The sequence below is a fragment of the Mangrovactinospora gilvigrisea genome, from assembly GCF_001879105.1.
GTDB classification, from domain to species: Bacteria; Actinomycetota; Actinomycetes; order Streptomycetales; family Streptomycetaceae; genus Mangrovactinospora; species Mangrovactinospora gilvigrisea.
In genome coordinates this window covers 1-26,296 of the sequence record NZ_MLCF01000106.1, presented here as the reverse complement: position 1 = coordinate 26,296, position 26,296 = coordinate 1, and the positions used below count along the sequence as shown (strand labels likewise).

Sequence of the window (26,296 nt, the reverse complement as noted above, 5' to 3'; positions counted from 1 at the left end):
GTGGCGCGTTGGTGGTGGGGGCGGTTGGTGGCCGGGGGGATGTTGGGGGTGGTGGTGGTTGTAGGCGGGGCCGGGGCCGCTTCGGCGGCCACGGTGCGGGATCACGAGCCGCGGGCGACGAAGGCGGATCTGCGGGCCCGGGTGGACCGGGTCGCGGCCGGGCTGCGGCGCGGGACGGTGTACTACGACCCGGAGACCACCGCGGGCGTCAACGCCCCGGAGCGGGCCGCCATCGCGGCCGCGCTGGCGCGGTCGACGGTGCCCGTCCACCTGGTGATGATCCCGCTCACCTCGGACGACGAGTCCGGCGGAAACGCCGACTACTTCCTGCAGGCCGTGCACCGCAGGCTGCGCGCCCCCGGCCTCTACGTCCAGGCCGACTCCCCCGACGGAGGCATCAACGCCGCCGCCTACGGCATCGGCCGCCGGCTGCCCGCCCAGCTGCCGAGGGCCGTCGCCTACCCGCCGGACGCCGGCTCGGCCGCGGGCACCGAGTCCGCGGGGCGGCTCCCGCAGCGGCTGACGCAGCTCGTCACGCTGGTGGAGAAGCTCCCGCGGCTCCCCGCCGCGCACGCCAGCCCCGCGCACGCCTCCCCCGGGGCCAGCGCCAAGTACCTCACCGGGAAGCCGTCGTTCTTCTCCGGCCCGTTCTGGCCCGGCCTCACCCTGATCGGACCGTGCGCCGCCCTGCTCGTCTACGCCGCATGGCGCCTCGCCGGGCGCGCCGCCGAGGGCCGCCGCGCCCTGCGGCTCGCGGATCCGGAGCGCCCGGACGGCCCGATCGGCAATCCGCAGGCCGCCCCGCGGCCGTCCGCCGAGCACCTGGCCCGGCTCGCCGCCGCCGAACTGGCCGCCCTGGAACGCGCGCTGGACGCCGTCCCGCCGGAGGCCCCCGGCGCCGCCCGCGCCGCGGACTACCGCGACGCCGGCCGCGACCTCGACGCGGACCTGCGCCGCCCGCGCGACGCCGGGGCCTGGGACTCGCGGCGCGTCTCGCCGGCCGCCGGCAGCCTCGCCGTGGCGGTGCTCGGCATGCTGGGCCGCCTGGAGCTGCGCGCCGGCGGCCCCGCCCGGGACGCCGGCGACCCGGAGGCGTCCCCGCTCGGCCTCTGCGACCTCAACCCGCTGCACGGCCCCGCCGTGCTGCGCCGCCCCGCGGACCTCTCCGGCCATCCCGCCGAGCGCCCCGCGCTCTGCGAGGAGTGCCGGGTGCTGGCGGTGCTGACGGACCGTCGGCTGCGTACCCCCGTGCAGATCGGCCGCCACCTCGGCGAGCTCGCCGACCGGCTGCTGCGCCTGCCGCGCGAGGAGACCGCCGCCGATCCGGACGGCCCCGCCGTCCCGTACCTGGAGGTGGCCGGGCCGTGGGGCCCGCTCGGCCCGTCCCCCGATCGGCTGCCGGAGCGCATCCGCGCCCATTTGGGTGGCTGAGCCCGCCCGGGCCCCGCACGGCCGGGTGACGGCACGGCCAATTCCGACGGGCCCGGCGGCATACGCCGGGGGTAGCGTGGAATACCGCCCGGCCGCAGCCGGTTCTCAGCGCACGGAACAGCGCCAGGAGGTGACGGTCACGGTGAGCCACACCAGGCGCACCTTCGCCCCGGGGGTCCCCCCGGATCCGGAGGGAGAAGCCGATCCGGTCGGCCCGGTCGGGGGATCACCCCCGGTTACCCCTACTCCCCACGGTGGACGGGCGTCGTACGGAAAGGCACCGGGGAATGATCGGGTGGTGTCCGGCGGTCTGGCAGACTGTCCCCCCATGGGGGCTCCGACAACCGAGACAGCGGCCCAACGCGCCGCGCGACTCCTGCGTTCGGGCCCGCGTCTTGGAGCGCGGGCCGTCCGGGGGCATTTCCGCTCACCCGGAAGTCCCAGGCTCTGGCTGGAGCTGGTGCTGATCGCCTTCTCCTACTGGCTGTACTCGGTCATCCGCAACGCGGTGCCCGAGCAGGAGACCGCGGCCCAGCACAACGCGCGCGCCATCCACGGCTTCGAGAAGCTGCTGCACTTCGACGCCGAACGAGCCGTCAACCACGCGGTGGGCAGCGTCCACTGGCTGATCGTGCCGATGAACTACTACTACACCTCGCTGCACTTCGTCTTCACGATCGCCGTGCTGGTGTGGCTCTTCCGCTGGCATCCGGGCCGCTACGCGGCGGCCCGCACGGCGCTCTTCGTCACGACCGGCCTGGCGCTCGTCGGGTTCTACGTCTTCCCGCTGGCGCCGCCGCGGCTGATGGCGGGCGGCGGGTTCATCGACACGGTGGCGGTCAACCACACGGTGGCCGCGTTCGACTCGGGCAGCACGGCCGGGGCGTTCAACCAGTACGCGGCGATGCCGTCGATGCACATCGGCTGGTCGGCGTGGGTCGGGGTGACGGTGTGGTGCCTGGCCCGCAACCGCTGGATCCGGGTGCTGGGGCTGCTGTACCCGGTGGGCACGCTGGTGGTCATCATCTCCACCGCCAACCACTTCCTGCTGGACGCCGCGGGCGGGCTGGTCTGCCTGGCGGCCGGATTCGGGGCCTCGGCGGCGCTCTACGGGCGGTGGGCGTTCCGCTTCCCGCGCATCCCGGTGCAGGAGCGGCGCGTCGCGTACGGGCAGGCGGTCGACGCTGACCGCCGACCTAACTCTCCGGTAGCGCTGAATGAGGCCGCCGCGGCGGAGCGGAAGGACGAGCGGGCCGGGGCGCGGCGCATCACCTGAGGCGCCCCCCGCCCGGCCGGGGGCCGACCGCCGTCCGGTCGGCTCCCGCTCGGCGCACAGCCGGTTCTCAGCCGATTCCCCGCCGGTCCTCAGCTGTCGTAGAAGACCCGCTCGACCACCGCGCGGGCCCGGCGGGTGAGCCGTCGGTAGTCCTCGATCGCCTCCCCGGCGCGGCCCGCGCCGTTGCCGAGCAGCCGCCCCACCCCGGCCAGTTCGCGCGGCTGGGCGGGGAAGGTGTCGCCGGCCCGGCCGCGCACCAGCATCACCGCGTTGCGCACCCGGGTGGCCTCCACCCACGCGTCGTCCAGCACCCGGGCGTCGTCCGGGTCGAGCAGGCCGGCGCCGGCCGCCGCGGCGAGCGCGGCGCGGGTGCGGGTGGTGCGCAGCTCGGGCACCCGGTGGCCGTGCGCCAACTGGAGCAGCTGGACGGTCCACTCGACGTCGGCGAGGCCGCCGCGGCCGATCTTGACATGGGTGGTGGGGTCGGCGCCGCGCGGCAGCCGCTCGGTCTCCACCCGGGCCTTGATGCGGCGGATCTCCACCAGATCGGTCTCGGAGAGGCCGTCGGCCGGGTAGCGCAGCGGGTCGATGAGGGCGGTGAACCGCTCCCCCAGCTCGGCGTCCCCGGCGACCGGCTCGGCGCGCAGCAGCGCCTGCGCCTCCCACGCCTGCGACCACCGCCGGTAGTAGGCGGCGTAGCTGGCCAGGGTGCGCGCCAGCGGACCCTGCCGGCCCTCCGGCCGCAGATCGGCGTCGACGATCAGCGGCGGGTCGCCGGCCGGGAGTTGGAGCAGCCGGCGCAGCTCGTGGGCGACGGCGTTGGCGGCCTCGGTGGCCTCCGTGTCCCCGGCGCCCGCCAGCGGCTCGTGGACGAAGAGGACGTCGGCGTCGGAGCCGTAGCCCAGCTCATGGCCGCCGAACCGGCCCATGCCGATGACCGCGAGCCGGGTGGGCAGCGGGTCGCCGCCGCGGCGCCGCTCCACGGCGGCGACGGCGACGCGCAGCGCCCCGCCCAGGGCGGCGGCGTTGACGTCGGACAGGGCCGTGCCGGCGGCGTCCACGGCCTGGCCGAAGGCGGCGGCGAAGCCCTCGTCGAGGGCGCGCTCGTGGATCGCCTCCACGGGGCTGGGCCCGTCCTCGTCCCAACTGCCCGCCTGCACCTGGCCGTCGCCGGTGCCGAGCAGGCCGAGGACGTCGGCCGCGGCGATCCGGAACAGCTCCCGGCGGCGCACCCCGCGGACGGCGGCGACCGCCTGCTCGGGGGTGCCGTCGCCGGCCGAGTGGCGCTCCACGGTGGCGCGCACCTCGGTGTCCAGGGCGGCGCGGCGGCGCGGCAGCAGACCGTCGGCGTCGCCGAGCATGCCGACCGCCTCGGGGGCGCGCAGCAGCAGGTCGGGGGCGAACCGCCCGGAGGCGAGGATGCGGGCCAGCGACTCGGCGGCGGCCCCCTCGTCGCGCAGCAGCCGCAGGTACCAGGGCGTCTTGCCGAGCGCGTCGGAGACGCGGCGGAAGGCGAGCAGCCCGGCGTCCGGGTCGGCGCAGTCGGCGAACCAGCCGAGCATCACCGGCAGCAGGGTGCGCTGGATGGCGGCCTTGCGGCTGACGCCGGAGGCGAGCGCCGACAGGTGCCGCAGGGCGGCGGCCGGGTCGGCGTAGCCGAGGGCGGTGAGCCGGGTGCGGGCGGCCTCCTCGGAGAGGGCGGGGGCGCCGGCCTCGTCCGGGCCGAGGCGGGCGACGGCGTCCAGCAGCGGCCGGTAGAAGAGCTTCTCGTGGAGGCGGCGCACCTCCTTGGCGTGCCGGCGGCGCTCGGCGAGCAGCTCGGTGACCGGTTCGGCGCGCAGGCCCAGGCCGCGGCCGAGGCGGCGCAGGTCCTCCTCGTCCTCCGGGAGCAGATGGGTGCGGCGCAGCCGGTGCAGCTGGATGCGGTGCTCCAGGGTGCGCAGGAAGCGGTAGGCGTCGTCGAGGGCGGCGCCGTCGGCGCGGCCGATGTAGCCGCCGGCGGCGAGCGCCTGGAGCGCCTCCAGGGTGTTGCCGGAGCGCAGTTCGGGGTCGGTGCGGCCGTGCACCAGCTGCAGCAGCTGGACGGCGAACTCGACGTCGCGCAGCCCGCCGGGGCCGAGCTTGAGCTCGCGGTCGCGGTCGCCGCGCGGGATGTTGGCGACCACCCGGCGGCGCATCGCCTGAACGTCCGTCACGAAGTTGTCGCGGTCGGCGACCTGCCACACCAGCGGGTCGACGCCCTCGAGGTAGCGGCGGCCGAGGTCCTCGTCGCCGGCGAGCGGACGGGCCTTCAGCAGGGCCTGGAACTCCCAGGTCTTGGCCCAGCGCTGGTAGTAGGCGAGGTGGCTGGCCAGCGTGCGGACCAGGGGGCCGTTGCGGCCCTCGGGGCGCAGGTTGGCGTCGACGGGCCAGATGGTGCCCTCGACGGTGGTGTCGGAGCACAGCCGCATCATCCGGGAGGCGAGCCGGGTGGCGGCGGCGAGGGAGGCCGTCTCGTCCTGGTCCGCGCCGGGGGCCTCGACGGGTTCGGCGACGAAGACGACGTCGACGTCGGAGACGTAGTTGAGCTCGCGGCCGCCGGCCTTGCCCATGCCGATCACGGAGAGGCGGACCGCGGCGGCGTCCTCCGGGTGCTCGGCGGCGGCGATGTCCAGGGCCGTCTGCAGGGTGGCGGCGGCGAGGTCGGCGAGCTCGGCGGCCACCTGGGTGACGTCGGCGGTGCCGCAGACGTCGCGGGCGGCGATGGTGAGCAGGCAGCGGCGGTAGGCGGCGCGCAGCGCGTCGGCGGCGGTGCGGGGGCCGCCGATGGCGACGCGCACCTGCTCGTCGGTCTCGGCGACGGCGCGGACGGCCTCGTCGAGGATGCGGCGGAACTCGCCGGCGCCGGGGTGCATGTCGGCGACCTCGTAGGTGACGAGGGCGTGCCAGTCCTGGGGGTGGCGGGCGAGGTGGTCGCCGAGCGCGGCGGAGGAGCCGAGGACGCCGAGCAGGCGGTCGCGGAGCGGCTTGGCGCCGCCGAGGGTGTCCAGCAGGGTGCGGCGGTGCGCGGGGTCCTCGGCGTCGAGGGACTCGGCGAGGCGGGAGAGCGAGCGGAGCGCGAGGTCCGGGTCGGGGGTGTCGCCGAGGGCGTCGAGCAGCAGGGGGTTGTCGCGGAGCGGCTGGAGGGCGGGGGTCTGCAGCAGTTTGTCGGCGGCGGCGGGTGCGGTGAAGCCGGCGCGGGCGAGGCGGGCGAGGTGGGTGGTCGGGCGCACGGCACCTCCGGTGGGGGGCTGCTCACTTGGTTACGGTGCAGCGTAGCCGTCGGCGCCGTCTGGGTTGCTGTCGCCGCCCCTTCGCCCCGGCACCCCGCCCGGGGTGGGTGCGGGGCGGGGTGGGTCGGCTGCTTACAGCAGGTGGAGGTAGCGCTTCAGCTCGAAGGGGGTGACCTGGGCGCGGTACTCCTCCCACTCCGCCTTCTTGTTGCGCAGGAAGAAGTCGAAGACGTGCTCGCCCAGGGTCTCGGCGACCAGCTCGCTGTGCTCCATCAGGTCGATCGCCTCGCCCAGGTTCTGCGGGAGCGGCTTGATGCCCATCGCTCGGCGCTCCGCGTCCGAGAGCGCCCAGACGTCGTCCTCGGCGCCCAGCGGCAGCTCGTAGCCCTCCTCGACGCCCTTCAGCCCCGCGGAGAGCAGCACCGCGTAGGCCAGATAGGGGTTGGCGCCCGCGTCGAGGGAGCGCACCTCGATCCGCGTCGACTGGCCCTTGCCGGGCTTGTACATCGGCACCCGGATGAGCGCGGAGCGGTTGTTGTGGCCCCAGCAGATGTAGGACGGGGCCTCGCCGCCCGCGCCGGCGGTGCGCTGCGAGCCGCCCCAGATCCGCTTGTAGGAGTTGACCCACTGGTTGGTGACGGCGGCGATCTCGCCGGCGTGCCGCAGCAGCCCGGCGATGAAGGAGCGGCCGGTCTTGGACATCTGGTACTCGGCGCCGGCCTCGTAGAAGGCGTTGCGGTCGCCCTCGAAGAGCGAGAGGTGGGTGTGCATGCCCGAGCCGGGGTGGTCGGAGAACGGCTTCGGCATGAAGGTGGCGTGCACGCCCTGCTCCAGCGCCACCTCCTTCATCACCAGGCGGAACGTCATGATGTTGTCCGCGGTGGAGAGCGCGTCCGCGTAGCGCAGGTCGATCTCCTGCTGGCCGGGGGCGCCCTCGTGGTGGCTGAACTCCACCGAGATGCCCATCGCCTCCAGCATGGTGATGGCCTGGCGGCGGAAGTCGTGCCCGACGGGCTGCGGGGTGTGGTCGAAGTAGCCGGACTGGTCGGCCGGGCTCGGCTCGGTGCCGTCCAGCGGCTTGTCCTTCAGCAGGAAGAACTCGATCTCGGGGTGGGTGTAGAAGGTGAAGCCCAGGTCGGAGGAGCGCTCCAGGGTGCGCTTGAGGACCTGGCGCGGATCGGCGTAGGACGGGGAGCCGTCCGGCATCAGGATGTCGCAGAACATCCGGGCGGTGCCCGGGGACTCGGCGCGCCACGGCAGTATCTGGAACGTCGTCGGGTCCGGCTTGGCGAGCATGTCGGACTCGTACACCCGCGCGAAGCCCTCGATCGCGGACCCGTCGAAGCCGATCCCCTCGGCGAAGGCCTGCTCCAGCTCGGCCGGCGCGACCGCGACGGATTTCAGGAATCCGAGCACGTCGGAGAACCACAGCCGGACGAACCGGATGTCGCGCTCCTCCAGTGTGCGGAGCACGAATTCCTGCTGCTTGTCCATGGCGTCCCTTCGCTGTGCACGGGTCTCGCGGGCGACGCCGCCCGATGGGACCGAGTGTCTCCCATCGGGCGTTTCCGGCGCGTTTCGTGCCGTGATCGAGCCCGTGGCCCGACCATAGCCGCCGCCGGGCGCTCGCCGCCACGCCTGCGCCCTCCGGCTGCCTCCTGCTCCGCCTTCGGCGGCCTGAAGGGCACTAGGCTCCGCGGTGTGACCACGGCTCAGGGTGAAGGCGATGCGGGGCTGGAGAAGCTCCTGGAGTTCCTGCGCGATTCCCGCGGATTCGATTTCACCGGGTATCGGCGCACGTCGCTCGGGCGGCGGATCCGCAAGCGGATGAGTGATGCGGGGGTTCCCGGGTACCAGGAGTACCGGGACCTGTTGGAGGCGGACCCGAGCGAGTTCGCCACGCTCTTCACCACGATTCTGATCAATGTGACGTCCTTTCTGCGGGATGGGCCCGCCTGGGAGAACCTCCGGACGCAGGTGGTCCCGGAGCTGGTGGCCGACGTCGACCCGGACGAGGAGATCCGGGTGTGGAGCGCCGGCTGCTCCAGCGGCGAGGAGGCGTACTCCCTGGCGATGGTCTTCGCCGAGGCGCTGGGGGTGGCCGAGGCGATCCGCCGGGTGAAGATCTACGGCACCGACGTGGACGAGGACGCGCTGCGCGACGCCCGCTCCGGCCTCTACGGCCCGAAGGCGCTGGAGCCGCTCCCGGAGGAGCTTCGGGAGAAGTACTTCGAGCCCAACGGGGGCCGTTTCGCCTTCCGTTCGGACCTGCGCCGCCGGGTGATCTTCGGTCGGCACGACATCACCCGGGACGCGCCGATCTCCCGCCTCAATCTGCTGGTGTGCCGCAATACCCTGATGTACTTCAACGCCGAGGCGCAGGCACGGATCGTGGACCGCTTCCACTTCGCGCTCAGGGAACGCGGCGTCCTCTTCCTCGGCAAGGCCGAGATGCTGCTCAACGACGGCGAGCGGTTCGAGGTGGTGGACATGGCGCAACGCTTCTTCCGCAGACTTCCCGGCGAGGACGGCCGGGCGTTCGAGGTGTCCGCGCGGGAGCCCGCCGACGCGGCCGACCCGGACCGCCTCCAGGCGCACGCCCGGGTGCTGCGCGACCAGACCCTGGAGGCGTCCCCCGTCGCCACCATCACGGTGGACGGGGAAGGGCTGGTGGTGCAGGTCAACCAGCGGGCCCGGGAGCTGTTCGGGCTCTCCGAGTCCGACGAGGGCCAGCCCTTCCGCGACCTGGAGGTCTCCTACCGGCCGGTGGAGCTGCGCTCGCTGATCGAGCAGGCGATGCGGGAGCGCCGCACGGTGCGGGTGCCCGGCGCGGAGTGGCGCGGCGAGACCGGCACCCGCCACCTGGACATCGTGGTGCAGCCGCTCACCGGCCCGGCCGGCACGGCGATGGCCACCGCCCTGGTCTTCACCGACGTGACGGTGACGACGCGGCTCAAGGCGGAGCTGAAGCAGGCGCGGGAGGAGCTGGAGACCGCCTACGAGGAGCTGCAGTCCACCAACGAGGAGCTGGAGACCACCAACGAGGAGCTCCAGTCGAGCATCGAGGAGCTGGAGACCACCAACGAGGAGCTGCAGTCCACCAACGAGGAGCTGGAGACCACCAACGAGGAACTCCAGTCCACCAACGAGGAACTGGAGACCATCAACGACGAGCTCCGCACCCGTTCGGACGAACTCGACGAGGTCCGGGAGTTCCTCGAAGGGGTGATGGGCAGCATCGCGGCGGCGGTGGTGGTGCTCGACTCCCGGCTGCGGGTGCGCAGCTGGAACACGGGGGCGACGGAGCTGTGGGGACTGCGTCCGGACGAGGTGCGCGACGAGCTGTTCTTCGACCTCGACTTCGGCCTCCCCACCGCGGGCCTGCGGGAGATGGTGGACGCCTGTCTCTCCACCGGCCGCCGGACGGGCCCGCAGCCGGTGCAGGCCGTCAACCGCATCGGACGGTCCATCACCTGCATGGTGAGCTGCTCCCGGCTGTCGGGGAACCCCGGGGGTGTGGTGCTGCTGATGGAGCGCGAGGAGGAGTCGGCCGGCTGACGCCCCGGCGGCGGTGCGTGCCGGCCGCCGCAAACCGCCCGGCCGATCGCTTCGGCGTTCGACGGAAGAGGCCCCAATCCCCCCTGCGCCGGGCCGGTTTGGGCGTACTCTTCCGGCATGAGTCCGGCGGAACGGCCGCCCGAGCAGGTCCGGTCGGAGTGGTTGGCCTGGTCCGAGGCGGCCATGCTGCGGGCGCGCGCTGCCCTCGACCGGGCCGGGCGCGAAGAGGTGAAGGCGGACCGCTACGAGCGGCTCGCGGCCAGTTCGGGACGCGAAGTCCACCTCGGGGTGGCCCGCCGCCACCGGCGGATGGCGGCCTGCCACCGCTCCTCGGCCCAGCTGCAGGAGTCGTTCGCCCGCCGCGCCGCCGAGTGGCCCGGCGGCTCCCGTCCGGGCCCGCGCTTCATGACCGGTGTCGCCGAGGCCTGCGGGGCGCGCAGCGCGGCCATGGCACTCACCGGGACGGACCGCACCCAGCTGCTGGTGGCCGCCTCCGACGGGGTGTCACGGGCCGCGCAGGAACTGGAGTTCGTCCTCGACGAGGGGCCGGGGCGGGACGCCACGGTCGGCGCGGGCCCGGTCTCGGCGAGCGCGGACGAGTTGGCCGAGCGGTGGCCCCGCTACGGCCCGCGCGCCCGGCTGCTCGGGCTGAACGCGGTGATGGCCGTGCCGATGTCGGTCTCCGGTTGCTGCATCGGCTCCCTGGCGATCTTCGACCCGGCGTCGGTGCCGGGCGGGTACGCCGAACTGGCCCAGGTGGCCGACGCGTTGGCGGAGACCGTCACGGACCCGGAGGACGGCCCCGAGCTGTACGGCGGCGCCGACCACCGGGACTCGGTGCACCAGGCGGCAGGGGCGCTCGCCTCCCGGCAGGGCGGCGGCACGGCCGCGGCGCTGGAGGCGATCAAGGCCTGGGCGTTCGCCGAGGGGGTCTCCACCGCGGTGGTGGCGGGGCGGATCCTCGACGGCGCGACGGGGGGATTGAACTGAAGACGGGGAGTCCCGGAGTCGGCCCGCGGTCGGGTGCCGGATACCACGAGAGGTGAGGGCCGTCGCTATGCATCCGCACCCGCACGCTCTGGCGGGCGTGTTCGTCGAGCTGTCCGGGGGGATCGAGGAGGAGAGCGTCGACGCCGGCGCACTGCTCACGCTCCTCGCCATGCGCGCCGGGGAACTCCTCGCCGCGGAGGAGGATCCCGCCGGGTGCGCCGCCACCGCGCTGCTCATGGCGGACGAGGAGGACAGGCACGAGCCGCCCGTGGTGGCCGGCTCCGACCCCGAGGTGCAGCGCCTGGAGGAGGACGCGGCCGCCCGGGGCGAGGGCCCCGGCCACGACAGCCGCCGCACCGGCGCCCCGCTGCGGGACGCCCCGCTGGACGGGCCGATCGCCCGGCTGCGCTGGCCGCACTACGCGCCGCGGTGCCGGGCACTGGGCTACCGCCGGGCGGCGGCCCTGCCGCTGCGGGCCCGGGGCCGGACGGTCGGCACCCTGGTGGTGCTCCGCTCGGACGGAGACGGGCCGCTGCGCGGGGACACCCTGCGGCTGGGGCAGGCGATGGCCGACATGGCCGGGATCGCGCTGGCCCGGGAGCGCGAGGTGCGCCGCGGGCTGGTGCGCGCCGAGCAGCTGCAGTCGGCGCTGACCTCGCGGATCGTCATCGAGCAGGCCAAGGGCGTGCTGGCGACGCGCTACGCCGTCCCGATGGAGGAGGCGTTCGAGCGGCTGCGGCGCCATGCCCGCTCCAACCGGCGGCGGCTCGCGGATGTCGCCGACGACGTGGTGGCGGGCCGTCTGGAGGTGTGAGCCACGGAGGTGTGAGCAGGGCTTCGGATCCGGCGTCCGCTTTACTGGGGGCAGAGTGTTGCCCGTGTGACCAGTTTTGCCAGTGTTGCGGAGACGTGCGGAGAAGTCGGGAAGTGGCGCCTGTGATCGAGACGATCGACATCGACCGGTACGACCCGGAGTACCGGGCCTGGCTGCGGGAGGCCGTCGCCAAGGTCCAGGCGGACGCCAACCGCTCGGCCGACACCCACCTGCTGACGGTGCCGCTGCCGTCCGAGTGGGGCATCGACCTGTACCTGAAGGACGAGTCGACGCACCCGACGGGCTCGCTGAAGCACCGGCTGGCGCGCTCGCTCTTCCTCTACGCGCTCTGCAACGGCTGGATCCGCCCCGGCCTGCCGGTGATCGAGGCCTCCAGCGGGTCGACGGCCGTCTCCGAGGCGTACTTCGCCAAGCTCGTCGGGGTGCCGTTCGTCGCGGTGATGGCGAAGTCCACCAGCCGCGCCAAGATCGAGCTGATCGAGTTCCAGGGCGGCCAGTGCCTGCTGGTCGACAACCCCTGCGAGGTGTACGAGGCCGCCGAGAAGCTGGCCGCCGAGACGGGCGGCCACTACATGGACCAGTTCACCTACGCCGAGCGGGCCACCGACTGGCGGGGCAACAACAACATCGCGGAGTCGATCTTCCGTCAGATGGAGCGGGAGCCGCATCCGGATCCGGCGTGGGTGGTGGTCACCGCCGGCACCGGCGGGACGTCGGCGACGATCGCCCGCTACATCCACTACACCGGGCGGGCGACGGGGGTGTGCGTGGCCGACCCGGAGAACTCGGCGTTCTTCCCGGGGTGGCGGGACGGGGACCCGTCGGCGTCGACGGAGCGCGGCTCGCGGATCGAGGGCATCGGGCGGCAGCGCGTCGAGCCGAGCTTCGTCCCGGGGGCGATCGACCGGATGACGCGGGTGCCGGACGCGGCGGCGGTGGCGTCGATCCGCGTGCTGGAGCGGCTGCTGGGGCGGCGCGCGGGGGGCTCGACGGGGACGGGGCTGTGGGCGGCGTTCCGCATCATCCGCGAGATGCGGGAGCGGGGGGAGCGCGGCAGCGTGGTGGGCCTGATCTGCGACCCCGGCGAGCGCTATGTCGACAAGTACTACTCCGCGGACTGGCTCGCCTCCGAGGGCCTGGACATCGCCCCCTACGAGGCCGAACTCAACGGCTTCCTGCGCGGCGACCCGCGGTAGCCCCCGCCCCGCCGCCCCACGGCCCCACCCGCCCGGGGGCCGCGCGCCGTGCTCAGGCCGGCGGACGGAGGGTGAAGTAGATGCGGACGGTGAGGCCGTCGGCGGCGCGGTGCAGGCGGACGAGGTCGGCGAGGTGGTTGACCATCAGCAGGCCGCGGCCGCCCGGGCGGGTCGGGGGGACGGGGCGGCGCCCCGCCAGCGGGTCGGCGAGCAGGCCCTCGTCCCGCACCTCGCAGACCAGCGCGCCGTCCTCCGCCCACAGGCGCATCGAGCCCGTCCCGCCGCCGTGCACCACCGAGTTGGTGGCCAGCTCGTTGACGGCCAGCTCCAGATCGACGATCCGCGGCCCGGCCATGCCCAGCCGGGCCGCGTGCGTCGCCGCCTGCATCCGCGGGCGGCTGATGTCGCCGGCCGCGAAGAGCAGGTCTCCCCCGCCCAGCAGCGCGCCGTTCGGCTCCGGCAGCGGCGCGTTGTAGGCGTCCGCGATCCGCTCCGGCGCGTAGCGCGGGCTGGTGTGCGCGCCCGAGGCGTCCAGCAGCAGCGGGTGGGTGGCCTCCGCGTCGGCGAGCACGTGCTCGGGCAGCGCCACCGCGTCGTACGGGCAGAGCACCGTCGCGCCGCGCCCGTCGAACGCCGTGTTGACCAGCGCCTCGTGCTGGGCGCAGGCCGGATACTCGATCAGCGACCGCCCCGGCCACACCGGTTCGGCGACGATCCGCACCACCGCGGCCGGGTGCCGCTCCGCGAACTCCAGCAGGATGCCGGGCAGGATCCGCCCCGGGTTGCGGCCGTCCCGCGCCATGTCGACGAAGGCCACCCGGTGGCCGTCCGTGCCCAGCTCGTCGCGGACCAGCTCGACCCGCTCGCCGGGCACCGCGACCGCGACGGGCTGCCCGTCGCCGAGGCCGGCCCGAACGAACGGCACCACCCCGGCGAGGAACTCGTCCTCGCCGCGGTAGAAGAGGGCGGGATGAAGGAACGTCACATCGCTGCGGGAGCGGGCGGTGTCGGCCCGGGTGCCGCGGGGCGGGGTGGGCGCGGTGGCGGCCTCGATGCCGGGCCCTGATCCGGTCACTTCGGGCACACCACCAGGGTGCGTTCCTCCGGCCACAGCAGGTCGAGGACGCGGCAGAGGGCGGGCGGCGCGTCGTGCAGCACCAGCCGCCCGTCCGGGGCGAGGCGGCGGGCCGCCCGGCAGAGGCTGGCCGCGCCGGAGGCGTCCACGAAGGTGAGGTCGGCGAGGTCGAGGTGGACCTCCAGGGCGTGGCCGCCGCGCGGCCCGCGCTGCACCGGGATCCGGCCGGCGGCGCCCTCCGGGGCGGCGGCGTCGGGCTCGCCGGGGGCCGGCGCCGCGGACGCCGTCGACGTCAGGTCGTCGAGGACGTCCTCCCACGCCTCGCGGGTGCCGAGGGCCACCTCCCCGGCCACCTCGGCGCCCGGACGCTCCGTCAGCAGGCGCACCCGCAGCGCGCCTCCGCCGGCCTCCCGAACCCTGGGCGCGGCCCCACGTCCTGATTCCCACCCTGCCGATCGCATGCCACCTACCTTGGCCCCACACCCGCCCGTCCGGCAGCAGAACGCGGGAACTCGCCGTAAGTGGACGATTACTCCGGCGAACGCCGCCGCCGCACCGCCGCGACGGCCGCGGCAGCGGTGAGTCCGGCGGCGATGACGCCGATGCCGAGCTCCGGCCAGGCGCCGACCCGGGTGGCGGGCGTGGTCACGGTGCGCAGCGGCACCTTCTTGGTGATCAGGGCCTGCTGCCAGATCCCGGTGTGCGCGGCGAGCGTCCCGTTCGGGCGGATCACCGCGCTCTCGCCGGTGGTGGAGACGACGGCGACCGAGCGGTCGTGCTCCACGGCGCGCAGCCGGGCCATCGCCAGCTGCTGCTCGGGTTCGTCGGTGGCCCCGTCCCGGATGAAGGTGGCGTCGTTCGTCTGTTCCACCAGCAGGTTGGCGCCCGCGCGGACGTTGGCGTTGACGCGCCCGTCGTAGCCGATCTCGTAGCAGATGACGTCCCCGGCCTTGATCGGCCCGGCCTTGAAGATCTGGGTGCGGTCGCCGGGCGAGAAGTCGCGCGGGATCAGCTGGAGCTGGCCGAACTTGCCGAAGACCGACCGGAACGGGATGTACTCGCCGAACGGCACCAGCTGGCGCTTGGCGTACCAGACGCCGGGCCCGGGGTGGGCGCTGGTGCTCGGCCACCACAGCTGGCCGGCGTTGTAGGACTTGTAGCCCTTCGCGCTGTCGTCGGGCTGGTTGAGGATCCCGCCGACCAGGATCGGCTTGCCGACCGCGTCGACGGCGCCCTGGACGAGGCCGCGGAGGGCGAGGTTGTAGCGGGCGTCGTCGTCGGTGGCGTTCTCCGGCCAGACGACGAGGTCCGGCTCGGGCGTCTTCCCGGCCTTGATGTCCTTGGCGAGCTTCGCCGTCAGGTCGGAGTGGTTGCGGGTGATGTGCTCGACCCGGGCGGTCTCCTCCAGGGTGCGGCCCTTGGGGACGTTGCCCTGGACGAGGGAGAGCGTCCCGGAGGTGTCGCCCTTCTGGAAGCCGGCGTTGGGCAGCGGCATCGCGACGGCGAGCGCGCAGGCGGCCACCGTCCAGGGCAGGCCGGCGGCGAGCCGGGCGCGGGCGGCGGGCGCCAGCCACAGCACGGCGAGGCCGCCGGCGACCAGGGCGACGACGAAGGTGACGGCGGGGGCGCCGGCGACGCGGGCCCAGCCGAGCGCGGGCGACTCGGCCTGACTGAACGCCAGGCGGCCCCAGGGGAAGCCCCCGAACGGGACCCGGCTCCGGACCGCCTCGGTGGCCGTCCACCAGACGGCGATGATCGGCGGCCAGAGCCAGACGCGGCGGGTGAGCTTCAGCAGCGCCGGCAGCGGGATGATCAGCAGGGCGAGGACCACCGACTCGGCGATGGACAGGGCTATGAAGGCGGCCGGCCCGATGTTGCCGATCAGCCAGCGGACCAGCAGCGCGAAGAAGACGTAGGAGAAGGCGAGGCCGACGGCGAAGGCGCCGCGGGCGCGCTGGCCCGCGGCGGCGACGACGAGGGCGGCGAGGCCGAGGGGGGCGAGGGGCCACAGGTTGACGGGTGGGAACGCCAGCCACAGGATCGCTCCGCCGAGGGCCGCCAAGGGGGTGGCCCAGCGGAGTCGGAGGGGTTCGCGGTGGGGCGACGCAGGCGCTGCGGGGGCGGGCGCCGTGGTGGCGGCGTCAGTGGTGGCCATTGCTGGAGCGTACGCCAGTGGTCTGGGTATGCCGCTCCGCCCCGGCGCCCCGCGGGCGCCCTGCGAAGCGGGGCGGGCGGGGTGCCGGGGCGGAGCGGCGGCGAGGAGGAAGCCGTCAGGCGGCGGGGGTCTCGAGCTTGGGCTCGGGCTCCTGCTCGGCGGGGGCCTTCTTGCCGGCGATGTAGAGGATCGCCGCGACAAGGCCGCCGACCAGTGGCGCCACGATGAAGAGCCATACCTGGTTCATCGCCGGGGCGCCGGCGAAGATCGCCGGGGCCAGCGCACGGGCCGGGTTGACGGAAGTGCCGGTCAGCGGCACGCCGATGAGGTGGCAGACCGCCAGCGCGAGGCCGATGGCGAGCCCGGCGAAGCCCGGGTTGGAGGCGAGGCTGTGCTTGCCGGTCGCCGCCAGCACCACGAAGACCAGCAGGAAGGTGAGGATCGCCTCGGCGAGGAACGCGCCGCCCAGCGAGAGGTGGACGGAGGAGCGCAGGCCGTAGCCGTTGGTGCCGAAGGCGCCGTGGATGCGCAGCCCGGGGATCTGCTTGGCGACCGCGTAGAGCAGCGCCGCGCCGGCGATGGCGCCGACGAACTGGGCGACCCAGTAGGCCACCGCCGTCACGGGGCTGATCCGGCGGCAGATGACCATGCCGAGGGTGACGGCCGGGTTGACGTGGCATCCGGAGATCGGGCCGATGGCGTAGCAGAGCGCCAGCAGCACGAAGCCGAAGGACAGCGGGATGACCACCTGGGCGGTGAGCGGCGTCGAGACGACAGCGACGCCCACGCCGAAGAAGACCAGCAGAAGGGTGCCGAGGAACTCGGCGAGGACGGCTCTCGGGTTCATGGCGGGATCCTCCGGTCGGGATGGCTATCCGTTCTGTCCATCCCAACCGGGAACCCAGCGATCTGCACGTTTTAGATGCTTATGTGACAGCTTGTTGGGCCGTTGGGGTCAACCCGATCGACCGTCCGAGGGCCCGTCAGGCCAGTCCGTCAGGCCAGTCCGTCAGGCCAGCGGGCCGGTCTCCCGCTCGGCGGCGGCGAGCAGGGTGCCGTCCGCGGTGAGCGCGACCGCCGCCTCGATCTCCGGGGAGAGGTGGCGGTCCGGGCCCGGGCCCGCGATGCCGTTGGCGCGCAGCTCCGCCACCACGGCGGCGGTGGCCGGGCCGGGCCTCAGCGGGTCGCGCAGCTCCAGCGCGCGGGCCGCGGTCAGCACCTCGATCGCCAGCACCCGGCCGAGCGCGTCCACCGCGCGGCGCAGCTTGCGCGCCGCGGACCAGCCCATCGAGACATGGTCCTCCTGCATCGCGGAGGACGGGATGGAGTCCACCGAGGCCGGCACGGCGAGCCGCTTGAGCTCGCTCACCAGGGCGGCCTGGGTGTACTGGGCGATCATGTGGCCGGAGTCGACGCCGGGGTCGTCGGCGAGGAACGGCGGCAGGCCGTGCGAGCGCGAGACGTCCAGCAGCCGGTCGGTGCGGCGCTCGGCCATCGAGGCGACGTCCGCCGCGGCGATGGCGAGGAAGTCCAGCACATAGGCGACCGGGGCGCCGTGGAAGTTGCCGTTGGACTCCACCCGTCCGTCCGGCAGCACCACCGGGTTGTCCACGGCCGAGGCGAGCTCGCGGGAGGCGACCAGCTCGGCGTGGGCGAGGGTGTCGCGGGCGGCGCCGGCCACCTGCGGGGCGCAGCGCAGCGAGTAGGCGTCCTGGACGATCGGGCAGTCCGGGTCGGCGCGGTGGCTGGCGACGATCGGCGAGCCGGCGAGCAGCGCGCGGAGGTTGCCGGCGGAGGCGGCCTGGCCCGGGTGCGGGCGCAGCGCCTGGAGGTCGGCGGCGAAGGTGCGGTCGGTGCCGAGCAGCGCCTCCACCGACATCGCGGCGGAGAGGTCGGCGGTGCGCAGCAGGGTGCGCAGGTCGGCCGCGGCGAGCAGCAGCATGCCGAGCATGCCGTCGGTGCCGTTGATGAGGGCCAGGCCCTCCTTGGCGCTCAGCTCGACGGGGGTGATGCCGGCGGCGGCGAGCGCCTCGCCGGCGGGCAGCAGGCGGCCCTCGCGGTCGCGGACCTCGCCCTCCCCCATCGCGGCGAGCGCGCAGTGCGCCAGCGGGGCGAGGTCGCCGGAGCAGCCGAGCGAGCCGAACTCCCGGACGACCGGGGTGAGGTGGCTGTTGAGCAGGGCGGCGTAGGTCTCGGCGGTCTCCGGGCGGACGCCGGTGCGGCCGGTGGCGAGGGTGTGCAGCCGGAGCAGCATCAGCGCCCGGGTCACCTCCGTCTCGACCTCGGGTCCGGAGCCGGCCGCGTGCGAGCGCACCAGGCTGCGCTGCAGCTGGGCGCGGAGCTCGGCCGGGATGTGGCGGACGGCGAGGGCGCCGAAGCCGGTGGAGACGCCGTAGACGGGGTCGCCGGACTCGGCGAGCTCGTCGATCCGGGCGCGGGTCTCCTTGAGGACGGCGTGCGCCTCTGGGGTGAGTTCGACGCGGGCGCCGTGGCGGGCGACGGCGACGACATCGGCGGGGGCGAGCGGCGCGGGGCCGACGGGAACCGTGGTGCTGCTGGTCATGTCTCCCTTGATAGCCGGTGCGGGCCGGGCCGCGCGCGGGGCGCCACCGGGGTAGCGTCTCGTATCCGAGACAGTTGGACGGCGGCCGGCCGTTGGACGGCGGCTGGGTGGTTGGACGGCTGGTGGTGAGCGGCGATCTGGTGGTGAGCGGCGATGGGGAACGTGCCTGCGGTGGGCCGGGCCGTGGCGGTGCTGCGCCTGCTGGCCGGGCGGCTCGGGCCGATGCCGGCGGCGGTGATCGCCCGGGAGCTGGGGCTGCCCCGCTCCACCACCTACCACCTGCTGGACGAGCTGGAGGCGGAGGGCTGCGTCGTCCATCTGCCCGAGGAGCGGGCGTATGCGCTGGGGGTGACGGTCTTCGAGCTGGGCTCGGCGTATCTGCGGGCCGACCCGCTGGAGCGGGTGGGGCGTCCGCTGCTCGCCCGGCTCGTGGACGACCTGCGGCTCACCGGGCACCTGGGGGTGCTGCACGGGGCGGAGACGCTCTACCTGGTGAAGGAGCAGGCGCGGTACGGGCCGTCGTTGGTGACGGACGCGGGGGTGCGGCTGCCGGCGCAGCTGACGGCGTCCGGGCGGGCGATCATGGCGCGGCTGCCGAGGGGGCAGGTGCGGGCGCTCTTCCCGTCGGCCGAGGCGTTCGTGGACCGGACGGGGCGGGGCCCGCGGACGCCGGGCGAGCTGCGGCGGATGCTGGACGAGGAGCGGGTGCGGGGGTGGTCCGAGGAGGACGGGTTCGTCACCGAGGGAGTGGCGTCGGTGGCGGCCGCGGCGGTGGGGCGGGAGGGGCGGCCGGTGGCAGCGTTCAGCGTCTCCTTCGGAACGGGTGAGGTCCCGGCGGGCTCGGCGCGGGCCGGGGTGGCACGGATGGTGCGGGTGGCGGCGGACCAGCTGACGCGACGGCTGGGCGGCACGCCGCGGTAGCGGCCGCGGCCGCGGCGTCGCGGTAGCGGGCGTGGCCGCGGCGTCGCGGTAGCCGGCGCGGGCACGGCGTCGCGGTAGCGGGCGGCGTCGCGGCGATGGGGACGGGAGGGGCGGCCGGCGGTGGCGTTCAGGGGCTCCGTCGGGACGGGTGAGGTTCCGGCGGAGTCGGCGCCAGTTGACGCGGCGGCTGGGCGGGGCGCCGCGGTAGCGGGCACTCGCCGGCCGCTCCGCCGTGATTGCGGCGCCCGCCGGCCCTGCGCCGCAGCGGTAGGACGGGAGGGGCGGCCGGCGGTGGCGTTCAGGGGCTCCGTCGGAACGGGTGAGGTTCCGGCGGGATCGGCGCCAGCTGACGCGACGGCTGGGCGGCACGCCGCGGTAGCCGGCGCGGGCGCGGCGTCGCGGTAGCGGGCACTCGCCGGCCCTGCGCCGCGGCGGTGGGGTGGGAGGGGCGGCCGGAGGTGGCGTTCAGCCGTCTCCCTCGGGACGGGTCAGGTTCCGGCGGGACCGGCGCCAGTTGACGCGGCGGCTGGGCGGGGGTGGCGTTCAGCCGTCTCCTTCGGAACGGGTGAGATTCCGCAGGGATCGGCGCCAGTTGACGCGACGGCTGGACGGGACGCCGCGGTAGCGGGCGCGGCGTCGCGGTAGCGGGCGCGGCGTCGCGGTAGCGGGCGCGGCGTCGCGGTAGCGGGCGCGGCGTCGCGGTAGCGGGCGCGGCGTCGCGGTAGCGGGCGCGGCGTCGCGGTAGCGGGCGCGGCGTCGCGGTAGCGGGCGCGGCGTCGCGGTAGCGGGCGCCCGCCGGCCCTGCGCCGCGGCGGTGGGACGGGAGGCGCGGCCGGCCGTGGCGTTCAGGGGCTCCGTCGGGAAGCGGGAGGTTCCGGCCCGGGGTGGCGCCGCGGTGGCGGGGCGCCCCCGGGTGGTCGCCGGGGTGGGGCGATCCGCGAGGATGGGCGGATGCCGATGGATGCCGAACTCGCGAGCGCCGTCGAGGTGTTCGCCGCCGCCGTGCCCGAGGACGGACCCGCGATCCGCGCGCGGCTGGGCGTCGCCCCCGCCGCCCGCCCGCCGGTCCCGGCCCTCCCGGACCCCGCGGAGCGGGCCCGCGCCGCCGACACGCTGCGCGCCGCGCTGGACGCCCCCGGCGCGCCCCGCGGACTCGCCTCCTTGGCCGCCGCCGCCCGCCGGCAGGGCGCGCTCGACGCGGAGTCGGCCGGGCGGCTGCTGGCGCGGATCCGCCCGGCCCGCACCGTCGCGGCGCTGCTCCGCGGGGTGGAGGACGTCCCGCTGAGCGTCCGTCAGCCGGACTGGGCGGCGCTGCGGGTGCGGCTGGAGTCCTTCCGCGGCACGCTTCCCGAGGCGCTCGCCGCCACCGGGGCGGCGCCGGCCGGCGGGCCCTCCCCCGTCCCGCCGAAGTCCGTCGCCGAGACGCTCCGGATGCTGCTGGACCGCACCGCGGACCAGGACGACGCGGCCGGCTGCCTCGCCGCCCTCGACGGCGACGAGGTGCTCGCCGAGATGCTCGCCGCCTCCCCGCTGCCGGCCCCGCAGGTGGTCGCCGCCGTTCTCGCGCCGACCGGCCGCTCCGCCGCCCGCGCCGCGCTGGCGCGCAACCCCGGCTGCCCGCCGGCGCTTCTGAAGTCGCTGGTGGAGTACGGCGATCCGGCCGTCAACGCCGCCGTATTCCGTGCCACCCAGGTGACGTACACGCTGCGGCTGCGGATCGTCCGGCAGCTGCCGGAGGTGCCGCTCCACCCCGAGCTGCGCGCCTGGCTGCTGGGCGCGGACGGCGCCCGGCGGACCGGCTCCGACCTCGCCGCCCTCTACGGCTGCGGCGACCCCGAACTCACCCGCCACGCGCTGCGCTTCACCGTCCAGCGCCGCCTCCAGACGCACGCCGTGCTGGGCGTCTGGGAGGAGCACGGCGCCGGTGCCGCCCGCGAGCTGCTCGCCGATCCGGAGGTCGCCGAGCGGCTGCGGGGCCGCGGGCTCGGCCAGCTGCGCACGGCTCTGGAGGCGGACGATCCGGCCGCCGAGCTGGTTCGGCTGCGGGCCGCGGCGGAGCCGTACCACGACCCGGAGCGGCTGATCGAGCTGCTCACCGCGCACGGCCGGCACCAGAGCAACGGCCCGGTCCGCAAGGTCGTCTACGAGCCGTACCCGTGGGACGTCGACGCGCTGGCCGCCGCGCACCGCAAGGACCCGCTGCTCCAGCGGGCCTGCGAGGTGCTGGCCCGGCATGAGGACGCCACCGCGGAGCAGCGGACGATGTTCCTCGTCCACGCGGCCAACGCCGCCACCGGGCATCCGTCGGACATCCCGCCCGTCGAGGTGCTGGCCGAGCAGCCGATCTCGGAGGTCCCGCTCGACTGGCTGCACACCTGCCTCGGCCAGGGCCTGCTGACGCCCCATGAGCTGATCGCGACGGCCCGGCCGGCGCCGCGGGTGCTGGAGGTGCTGCCGCGGCTCGCGACCTACTGCTCGGAGGAGTCGGCCCGGATGGTGCTGGCCGCGCTGGCGCCGCTGCTGCGGGAGCAGGTGGGCGGGCATCCGGACGCGTGGGTGGTGCTGCTGCGGATGCTCCCGGGGTTCACGGGGACGCTGGAGGAGGCGATCCGGACGGCACCGCTGGCGGCGGGTCCGCGCGGCGCGGCCGACGCGGTGGACGTGGCGGATGTGACGGCCGTGACGGACGTGGCGGACGTGGCGGACGTCCAGGTTGCCGAGGCGGTGGAGGAGCCGGTGGCCGCGCGGGAGCGGCCCGTGGCTCCGGCGCCGCCGGAGCCCGAGCCGCTGCCAGACCGGGACGAGGCGCTGGCCCGGATCGCGCGCGGGCTCGCCGGCATCGGCGGCGGCCGCGCCGGCGAGCGCGCCCGCGACCTCGTCGAACGCTGCGTGGACGCGGGGCTGCTGACGCCCCGGGACCTCCTGGAGGTGTGGTCGGTCAGCGGCGTCGTCAACCCCTACGAGCGGGGCCGGGCGGTGGCCCTGATGGAGAGCGCGATCCCGCCCTGCCTGGCGGACGCGGCGGCCGGATTCGACGGGACGGAAGGCTGGCTGCGGCTCTGCCGCGCCTGGGAGCGGTCGGATGCCGGGTCGACGACCTGGTCCGAGCTGGTGCGGCGGGCGAAGGAGGCGGAGCCGCCCGGCCGTTGGGAGGAGCTGGGCCTCAAGGAGGCGGCGCGCACGGCGTTCGTCCTGGTCTTCGCGCCGCGGGAGGTGCTGGACGCGGTGGCGCCGCGGCTCGTCGCGCTCCGCGGGCCGAGCGGGTCGGCCGGGTCGAGCGGGTCGAGCGGGTTCTGGCAGGCGCTCGCCTCGCCGGCCCGGTATCTGGAGGTGCTGCCGGACGCGCTGCGCGGGTTCCTGCTCAACCTCGACGGGGCGGACCCGACCGGGCCGGATCCCGAGGTGCTGCGGGAGCTGGACCGGCACGGGGTCCTCGCCGACCCGGACCTGGTGGGACGGCTGCTGGCGCTGCGTCGGGGCGACCTGGACGCGATGCTCTACCTGCTGGGCCCGGACGAGGTGCGGGCGCGGGTGCTGCGGGACGGCGCGCCGTCGGCGGACGCCCTGGTCGGTCTGCTGGCCACGGCGGACGACCGGAGGCGGCTGACGGCGGGTCTGGTGCGCTCGCGCGTGCCGGAGCTGATCGAGCATGCGTTCCGGCGGTTGGGCGGGAAGCGGGGGCTGAAGGCGGCGGAGCAGATGGCGGGGTGCGAGGGGCTGTTGCGGTACGGGGGGCGTGAGCGGCTGCTCGCGCTGCTGGAGTCCGGGGTGGTGGGGAAGTCGGCGGCGCGGCGCGCGTACGCGGCGCTGGACGCCGGGAGCGCGGCTGACACGGTGTGAGGTCTGCCGCCCCGGGCCCTGCCCCCCGGCGCCCCGCCCGGGCCCGGGACCTGGGGCGGGCCCGGGTCGGCCACCGGGACGCGGGTGTGTCGGTGGGGGCGGTGAGAATGGGCGCATGGGGTTGGACTTCGAACTGGCCAACGCGCTGGGCGCGTTCCTCGCCGCGGTGCCGGAAGACGGCGACGCGGTCCGCGCGCGGCTGAACGTCCGGCGGAGCGACGTCGCCGGGTATCCGGCGCCGCCGGACCCCGGGGAGGAGGCCCGCGCCGCCGCGGAGCTGCGCGCCGCGCTCGGCGCGCGGCGCGGGCCGGCGAAGGCCGCGGCCGCCGCCCGGCGCGCCGGCGTCCTGCACGGGGAGCTCGCGGCGCAGGTGCTCGCCGAGGCGCGTCCGGCCCGGACGGCGGGCGCGCTGCTGCGCGGGGTCGCGCTCGGGCTGGAGGTCGGCCGGCTCGACTGGGCCGCCCTGCGGGCCCGGTTGGAGGCCTTCCGCGGCACGCTCCCCGAGGCGCTCGCCGCCGAGGACGCGCTCGGCGTCCCCTCCCCCGTGCCGGCCCGGTCGGTCGCCGAGACGCTGCGGCTGCTCCTCGACCACGCCGCCACCCCGCAGGACGCTGCGGACGGCCTCGCCGCGCTCGACGGCGAGGTGCTGCGGGACGTGCTCTCCGCGTCGCCGGTGCCCGCGCCGCACGTCGTCGCCGCGGTCCTCGGCCCGCGCGGCACCACCGCGGCGCGCGTCGCGCTGGCGCGCAATGCGGGCACCCCGCCGAGCGTCCTCAAGTCGCTGGTGGAGTGCGAGGATCCCGAGGTCGACGCCGCCGTCTACCGGGCCGTGCGCACCACCTTCACGCTGCGCCGGCGGATCGCCGACCGGGTCGGCCGCGTCCCCCTCGACGATGAGCTGGTGCGCTGGCTGAAGGGTCCCGAGGCGCGCCGCCCCGGCCCGGCCGGGCCCGGCATCGCCCCGCTCTACGGCTGCGGCGACCCCGCGCTGACGCTTCTCGCGCTGCGGGACACCGCCCCGCGGCGGCTGCAGACGCATGCCGTGCTGCGGGTGTGGGAGGTGCACGGGCCGTCCGCGGCGCGGGAGTTGCTCGCCGATCCGGGCGTCGCGTCGATGCTGCGCGGGCGCGGCCTGGTGCAGCTCGCCAAGGCGCTCGACGCGGCGGATCCGTCCGCGGCGCTGGCGCGGCTGCGCGCGGCGGCCGAGCCGTACCACGACCCGGCGCGGCTGCGGGAGCTGCTGACGGCACGCGGGCCGGGGCAGCGGAGCGCGTCGGCGCGGAAGGTCGTCCACGAGCCGTACGCCTGGGACGTGGCCGCGCTGGCGGCCGCGCACCGCGAGCGTCCGCTGCATCCGCGGGCCTGCGAGGTGCTGGCCCGTCACGAGGACGCCACCGAGGAGCAGCGGACGGTCTTCCTCCGCCATGCCGTCAACGCCCAGCGCGGCGTGCGGTCGGACGCGGCGCCGCGCGAGCTGCTGGCGCAGTCGCCGCTGCTGCGGATGGCGCTGCCGTGGCTGCAGGAGGCGCTGCGGCGGGGGCTGCTGGCGCCGGAGGACCTGGTGCGGACGGCGCGGCCCGCGCATCTGGTGCTCACCGGGTTGCGCATGATGCGGGACGGCGGGGCGACGGAGGCGGTGCGGGGCGTGCTGGCCGTGCTGGCTCCGCTGCTGCGGGAGCAGGTGGGCGGGCATCCGGAGGCGTGGGCGGTGCTGCTGCGGACGGTGCCCGGGTTCACGGGGACGCTGGAGGAGGCGATCCGGACGGCACCGCTGGTGGCGGGGCCGCGGGGTGCGGTGGAGGCGGCGGACGTCCCGGTTGCCGAGGCGGTGGAGGAGCCGGTGCCGGTGGGAGAGGAGCCGGTGCCGGTGGGCGAGGAGGCGCCGCGGCAGGTGGTGATGGTGCCGCGGCCGGTTCTGGCGCGGGACGCGCAGGACAAGGGCGAGCTGCGGAAGGTGATCCGGGAGGCGCTGGGGATGGACGGCGGCCGCTGGCATCCCTCCCGGGCGGTCGGCGCGGCCGAACAGGCGCTGGCGCGCGAGGCGCTGACGGTGGACGAGCTGCTGGAGTTCTGGCCGGTGGGCTGCCTCTTCCATCCGAATGTGCGGGGCCGGGCGAAGGAGGTGCTGCACGAGGCGCTGCCGGCGTGGCTGGAGGCGCGGGTGCGGGGCGGCGCGGCGGGGTGGCTGGGGTTGGCGCGGGGATGGGGGCGGGCCGCGGAGCGCGGTGCGGGTCTGGCCGAGCTGGTGGCGGAGGAGCCCGGCGGAGGGGAGGCGGTCGGCGTCGCCACGGTGCTGGCGCTGGCGCCGCGGGCGGTGCTGGAGGAGGTGGTGCCGCGGCTGGACGGCTCCGCCGCGGAGGAGCTCGCGGCGCGGACGCTGTCGCTGGCGGTGGTGCCGCTGGACGTCCGGGACTTCCTGCTGGACGGGGTCGACGGGGCGGGTCCGAGCGCGAAGGTGTTGTCGTTCCTGGCGCGGGATCCGCGGGTGCTGACGGACACGGAGGTGGTGGAGCGGGTGTTGGCGCTGGGACGGGGGGCGCTGGACGCGGTGCTGTACGTGAAGGGCTCGGCGGAGGTGCGGGCGCGGGTGCTGCGCGAGGGGGCGCCGATGGCCGCGGAGTTGATGGCGACGCCGGGGTGGCTGCGGCCGGAGTTGCTGGCGGGGCTGGTGGAGGCGCGCGAGCCGGAGCTGGTGGAGGAGGCGTTCCGGCGGCTCGGCGTGCGGGGGTTGCGGGCGGGGGCGCAGGTGGTGGGGTGCGCGCGGGTTCTTCGGTACGGGGGGCGTGACCGTCTGGTGAAGCTTTTGGAGTCGGGTTCGGTGGGGCGCGCGGCGGCGAAGGCGGCGTACGCGGCGTTGGCCGGCGGGCCGGATGCGGTTGCGGTTCTGGAACAACGCGCGGCCCGCGCGGCGCAGGGTCCGCCGCCCTGAACCCCGGCACCCCACCCGGGGTTGGGTGGGTGCGAGCGCCGTCGGTAGCCGCCTGGTCGCCGGCCGATACGCGGCGCCCCAGGGGGGTGGGTGAGCGCGAGCGTCGTCGATAGCCGCCTGGTCCGGGTTCGATGCACGGCTCCCGGGTACGGGCGACGTCGGTAGCTGGCCGGTCCGCGCGCGAAGCGCCGCGGACGGGGTGGGGCGCGGTGCGTGTGGCGTCGGTAGGAGCCGCCTGGTCCGCGCGCGGTGTCAACGGCCATCTTGATGCCCAGA

General features: G+C 75.8%; 15 protein-coding genes and 1 pseudogene. 9 read left to right on the top strand and 7 right to left on the bottom strand.

Annotated features, from left to right (window positions below; genetic code table 11):
- Positions 1-1,431 (top strand): annotated as a pseudogene (locus BIV57_RS17740) (hypothetical protein); the annotation flags it as partial.
- A 460-nt stretch (positions 1,432-1,891) separates the two neighbouring features.
- Complete coding sequence (locus tag BIV57_RS17735; protein ID WP_071657820.1) at positions 1,892-2,707, top strand: phosphatase PAP2 family protein; 816 nt, start codon at positions 1,892-1,894, stop codon at positions 2,705-2,707.
- Between the two features lie 89 nt (positions 2,708-2,796).
- Here the strand turns inward: BIV57_RS17735 and BIV57_RS17730 are convergent, their stop codons facing one another.
- Together BIV57_RS17730 and glnA are read right to left on the bottom strand one after the other, a co-directional pair.
- The gene (locus BIV57_RS17730; RefSeq protein ID WP_071657819.1) at positions 2,797-5,958 is read right to left on the bottom strand and encodes a bifunctional [glutamine synthetase] adenylyltransferase/[glutamine synthetase]-adenylyl-L-tyrosine phosphorylase; all 3,162 of its coding nucleotides are present in this window, start codon (positions 5,956-5,958) and stop codon (positions 2,797-2,799) included.
- A 132-nt stretch (positions 5,959-6,090) separates the two neighbouring features.
- The gene (gene glnA / locus BIV57_RS17725) at positions 6,091-7,452 is read right to left on the bottom strand and encodes a type I glutamate--ammonia ligase (protein ID WP_071657818.1); all 1,362 of its coding nucleotides are present in this window, start codon (positions 7,450-7,452) and stop codon (positions 6,091-6,093) included.
- A 207-nt stretch (positions 7,453-7,659) separates the two neighbouring features.
- Here glnA and BIV57_RS17720 point away from each other — a divergent pair, with 207 nt between their 5' ends.
- The 4 genes from BIV57_RS17720 to BIV57_RS17705 all read left to right on the top strand — a co-directional run bounded on the left by BIV57_RS17720 (position 7,660) and on the right by BIV57_RS17705 (position 12,537).
- Positions 7,660-9,516: a CheR family methyltransferase gene (locus BIV57_RS17720; protein WP_071657817.1), complete on the top strand. Its 1,857-nt coding sequence runs from the start codon at positions 7,660-7,662 to the stop codon at positions 9,514-9,516.
- A 117-nt stretch (positions 9,517-9,633) separates the two neighbouring features.
- The gene (locus BIV57_RS17715) at positions 9,634-10,506 is read left to right on the top strand and encodes a GAF domain-containing protein (RefSeq protein WP_071657816.1); all 873 of its coding nucleotides are present in this window, start codon (positions 9,634-9,636) and stop codon (positions 10,504-10,506) included.
- A 67-nt stretch (positions 10,507-10,573) separates the two neighbouring features.
- Positions 10,574-11,320, top strand: coding sequence for a GAF and ANTAR domain-containing protein (locus BIV57_RS17710; protein ID WP_071657815.1), 747 nt, complete (start codon positions 10,574-10,576; stop codon positions 11,318-11,320).
- 113 nt (positions 11,321-11,433) lie between these two features.
- Complete coding sequence (locus tag BIV57_RS17705; protein ID WP_071657814.1) at positions 11,434-12,537, top strand: PLP-dependent cysteine synthase family protein; 1,104 nt, start codon at positions 11,434-11,436, stop codon at positions 12,535-12,537.
- A gap of 52 nt (positions 12,538-12,589) precedes the next feature.
- Here BIV57_RS17705 and BIV57_RS17700 read toward each other — a convergent pair whose 3' ends face one another.
- From BIV57_RS17700 to hutH, 5 genes are all read right to left on the bottom strand, one after another.
- Positions 12,590-13,522 (bottom strand): anti-sigma factor RsbA family regulatory protein, encoded by a 933-nt coding sequence (locus BIV57_RS17700; protein WP_071657822.1) that lies wholly within the window; start codon positions 13,520-13,522, stop codon positions 12,590-12,592.
- 86 nt (positions 13,523-13,608) lie between these two features.
- Positions 13,609-13,998, bottom strand: a complete 390-nt coding sequence (locus BIV57_RS17695; RefSeq protein WP_071657813.1) for an STAS domain-containing protein — start codon at positions 13,996-13,998, stop codon at positions 13,609-13,611.
- A gap of 143 nt (positions 13,999-14,141) precedes the next feature.
- Positions 14,142-15,767: an apolipoprotein N-acyltransferase gene (gene lnt, locus BIV57_RS17690; protein ID WP_071657812.1), complete on the bottom strand. Its 1,626-nt coding sequence runs from the start codon at positions 15,765-15,767 to the stop codon at positions 14,142-14,144.
- A 115-nt stretch (positions 15,768-15,882) separates the two neighbouring features.
- On the bottom strand, positions 15,883-16,614 hold the full coding sequence (locus tag BIV57_RS17685; protein ID WP_071657811.1) for an MIP/aquaporin family protein: 732 nt from the start codon (positions 16,612-16,614) through the stop codon (positions 15,883-15,885).
- A gap of 162 nt (positions 16,615-16,776) precedes the next feature.
- On the bottom strand, positions 16,777-18,330 hold the full coding sequence (hutH, locus tag BIV57_RS17680) for a histidine ammonia-lyase (RefSeq protein ID WP_071657810.1): 1,554 nt from the start codon (positions 18,328-18,330) through the stop codon (positions 16,777-16,779).
- A 153-nt stretch (positions 18,331-18,483) separates the two neighbouring features.
- Here hutH and BIV57_RS17675 point away from each other — a divergent pair, with 153 nt between their 5' ends.
- The 3 genes from BIV57_RS17675 (at position 18,484) to BIV57_RS17665 (ending at position 26,020) form a co-directional block, all read left to right on the top strand.
- Positions 18,484-19,251 (top strand): IclR family transcriptional regulator, encoded by a 768-nt coding sequence (locus BIV57_RS17675; RefSeq protein WP_071657809.1) that lies wholly within the window; start codon positions 18,484-18,486, stop codon positions 19,249-19,251.
- 951 nt (positions 19,252-20,202) lie between these two features.
- A complete protein-coding gene (locus BIV57_RS17670; RefSeq protein ID WP_071657808.1) occupies positions 20,203-23,091 on the top strand; it encodes a hypothetical protein in 2,889 nt (962 codons plus the stop codon).
- A gap of 115 nt (positions 23,092-23,206) precedes the next feature.
- Positions 23,207-26,020 (top strand): hypothetical protein, encoded by a 2,814-nt coding sequence (locus tag BIV57_RS17665; protein ID WP_071657807.1) that lies wholly within the window; start codon positions 23,207-23,209, stop codon positions 26,018-26,020.
- Positions 26,021-26,296 lie beyond the last annotated feature (276 nt).

What these genes read in the sequence shown, in the direction of transcription:
- glnA (WP_071657818.1), bottom strand. Translation starts at nt 7,452, where the DNA reads ATGGACAAGCAGCAGGAATTCGTGCTCCGCACACTGGAGGAGCGCGAC.
- BIV57_RS17715 (WP_071657816.1), top strand. Translation starts at nt 9,634, where the DNA reads ATGAGTCCGGCGGAACGGCCGCCCGAGCAGGTCCGGTCGGAGTGGTTG.
- BIV57_RS17710 (WP_071657815.1), top strand. Translation starts at nt 10,574, where the DNA reads ATGCATCCGCACCCGCACGCTCTGGCGGGCGTGTTCGTCGAGCTGTCC.
- lnt (WP_071657812.1), bottom strand. Translation starts at nt 15,767, where the DNA reads ATGGCCACCACTGACGCCGCCACCACGGCGCCCGCCCCCGCAGCGCCT.
- BIV57_RS17685 (WP_071657811.1), bottom strand. Translation starts at nt 16,614, where the DNA reads ATGAACCCGAGAGCCGTCCTCGCCGAGTTCCTCGGCACCCTTCTGCTG.
- hutH (WP_071657810.1), bottom strand. Translation starts at nt 18,330, where the DNA reads ATGACCAGCAGCACCACGGTTCCCGTCGGCCCCGCGCCGCTCGCCCCC.
- BIV57_RS17675 (WP_071657809.1), top strand. Translation starts at nt 18,484, where the DNA reads ATGGGGAACGTGCCTGCGGTGGGCCGGGCCGTGGCGGTGCTGCGCCTG.
- BIV57_RS17670 (WP_071657808.1), top strand. Translation starts at nt 20,203, where the DNA reads ATGCCGATGGATGCCGAACTCGCGAGCGCCGTCGAGGTGTTCGCCGCC.
- BIV57_RS17665 (WP_071657807.1), top strand. Translation starts at nt 23,207, where the DNA reads ATGGGGTTGGACTTCGAACTGGCCAACGCGCTGGGCGCGTTCCTCGCC.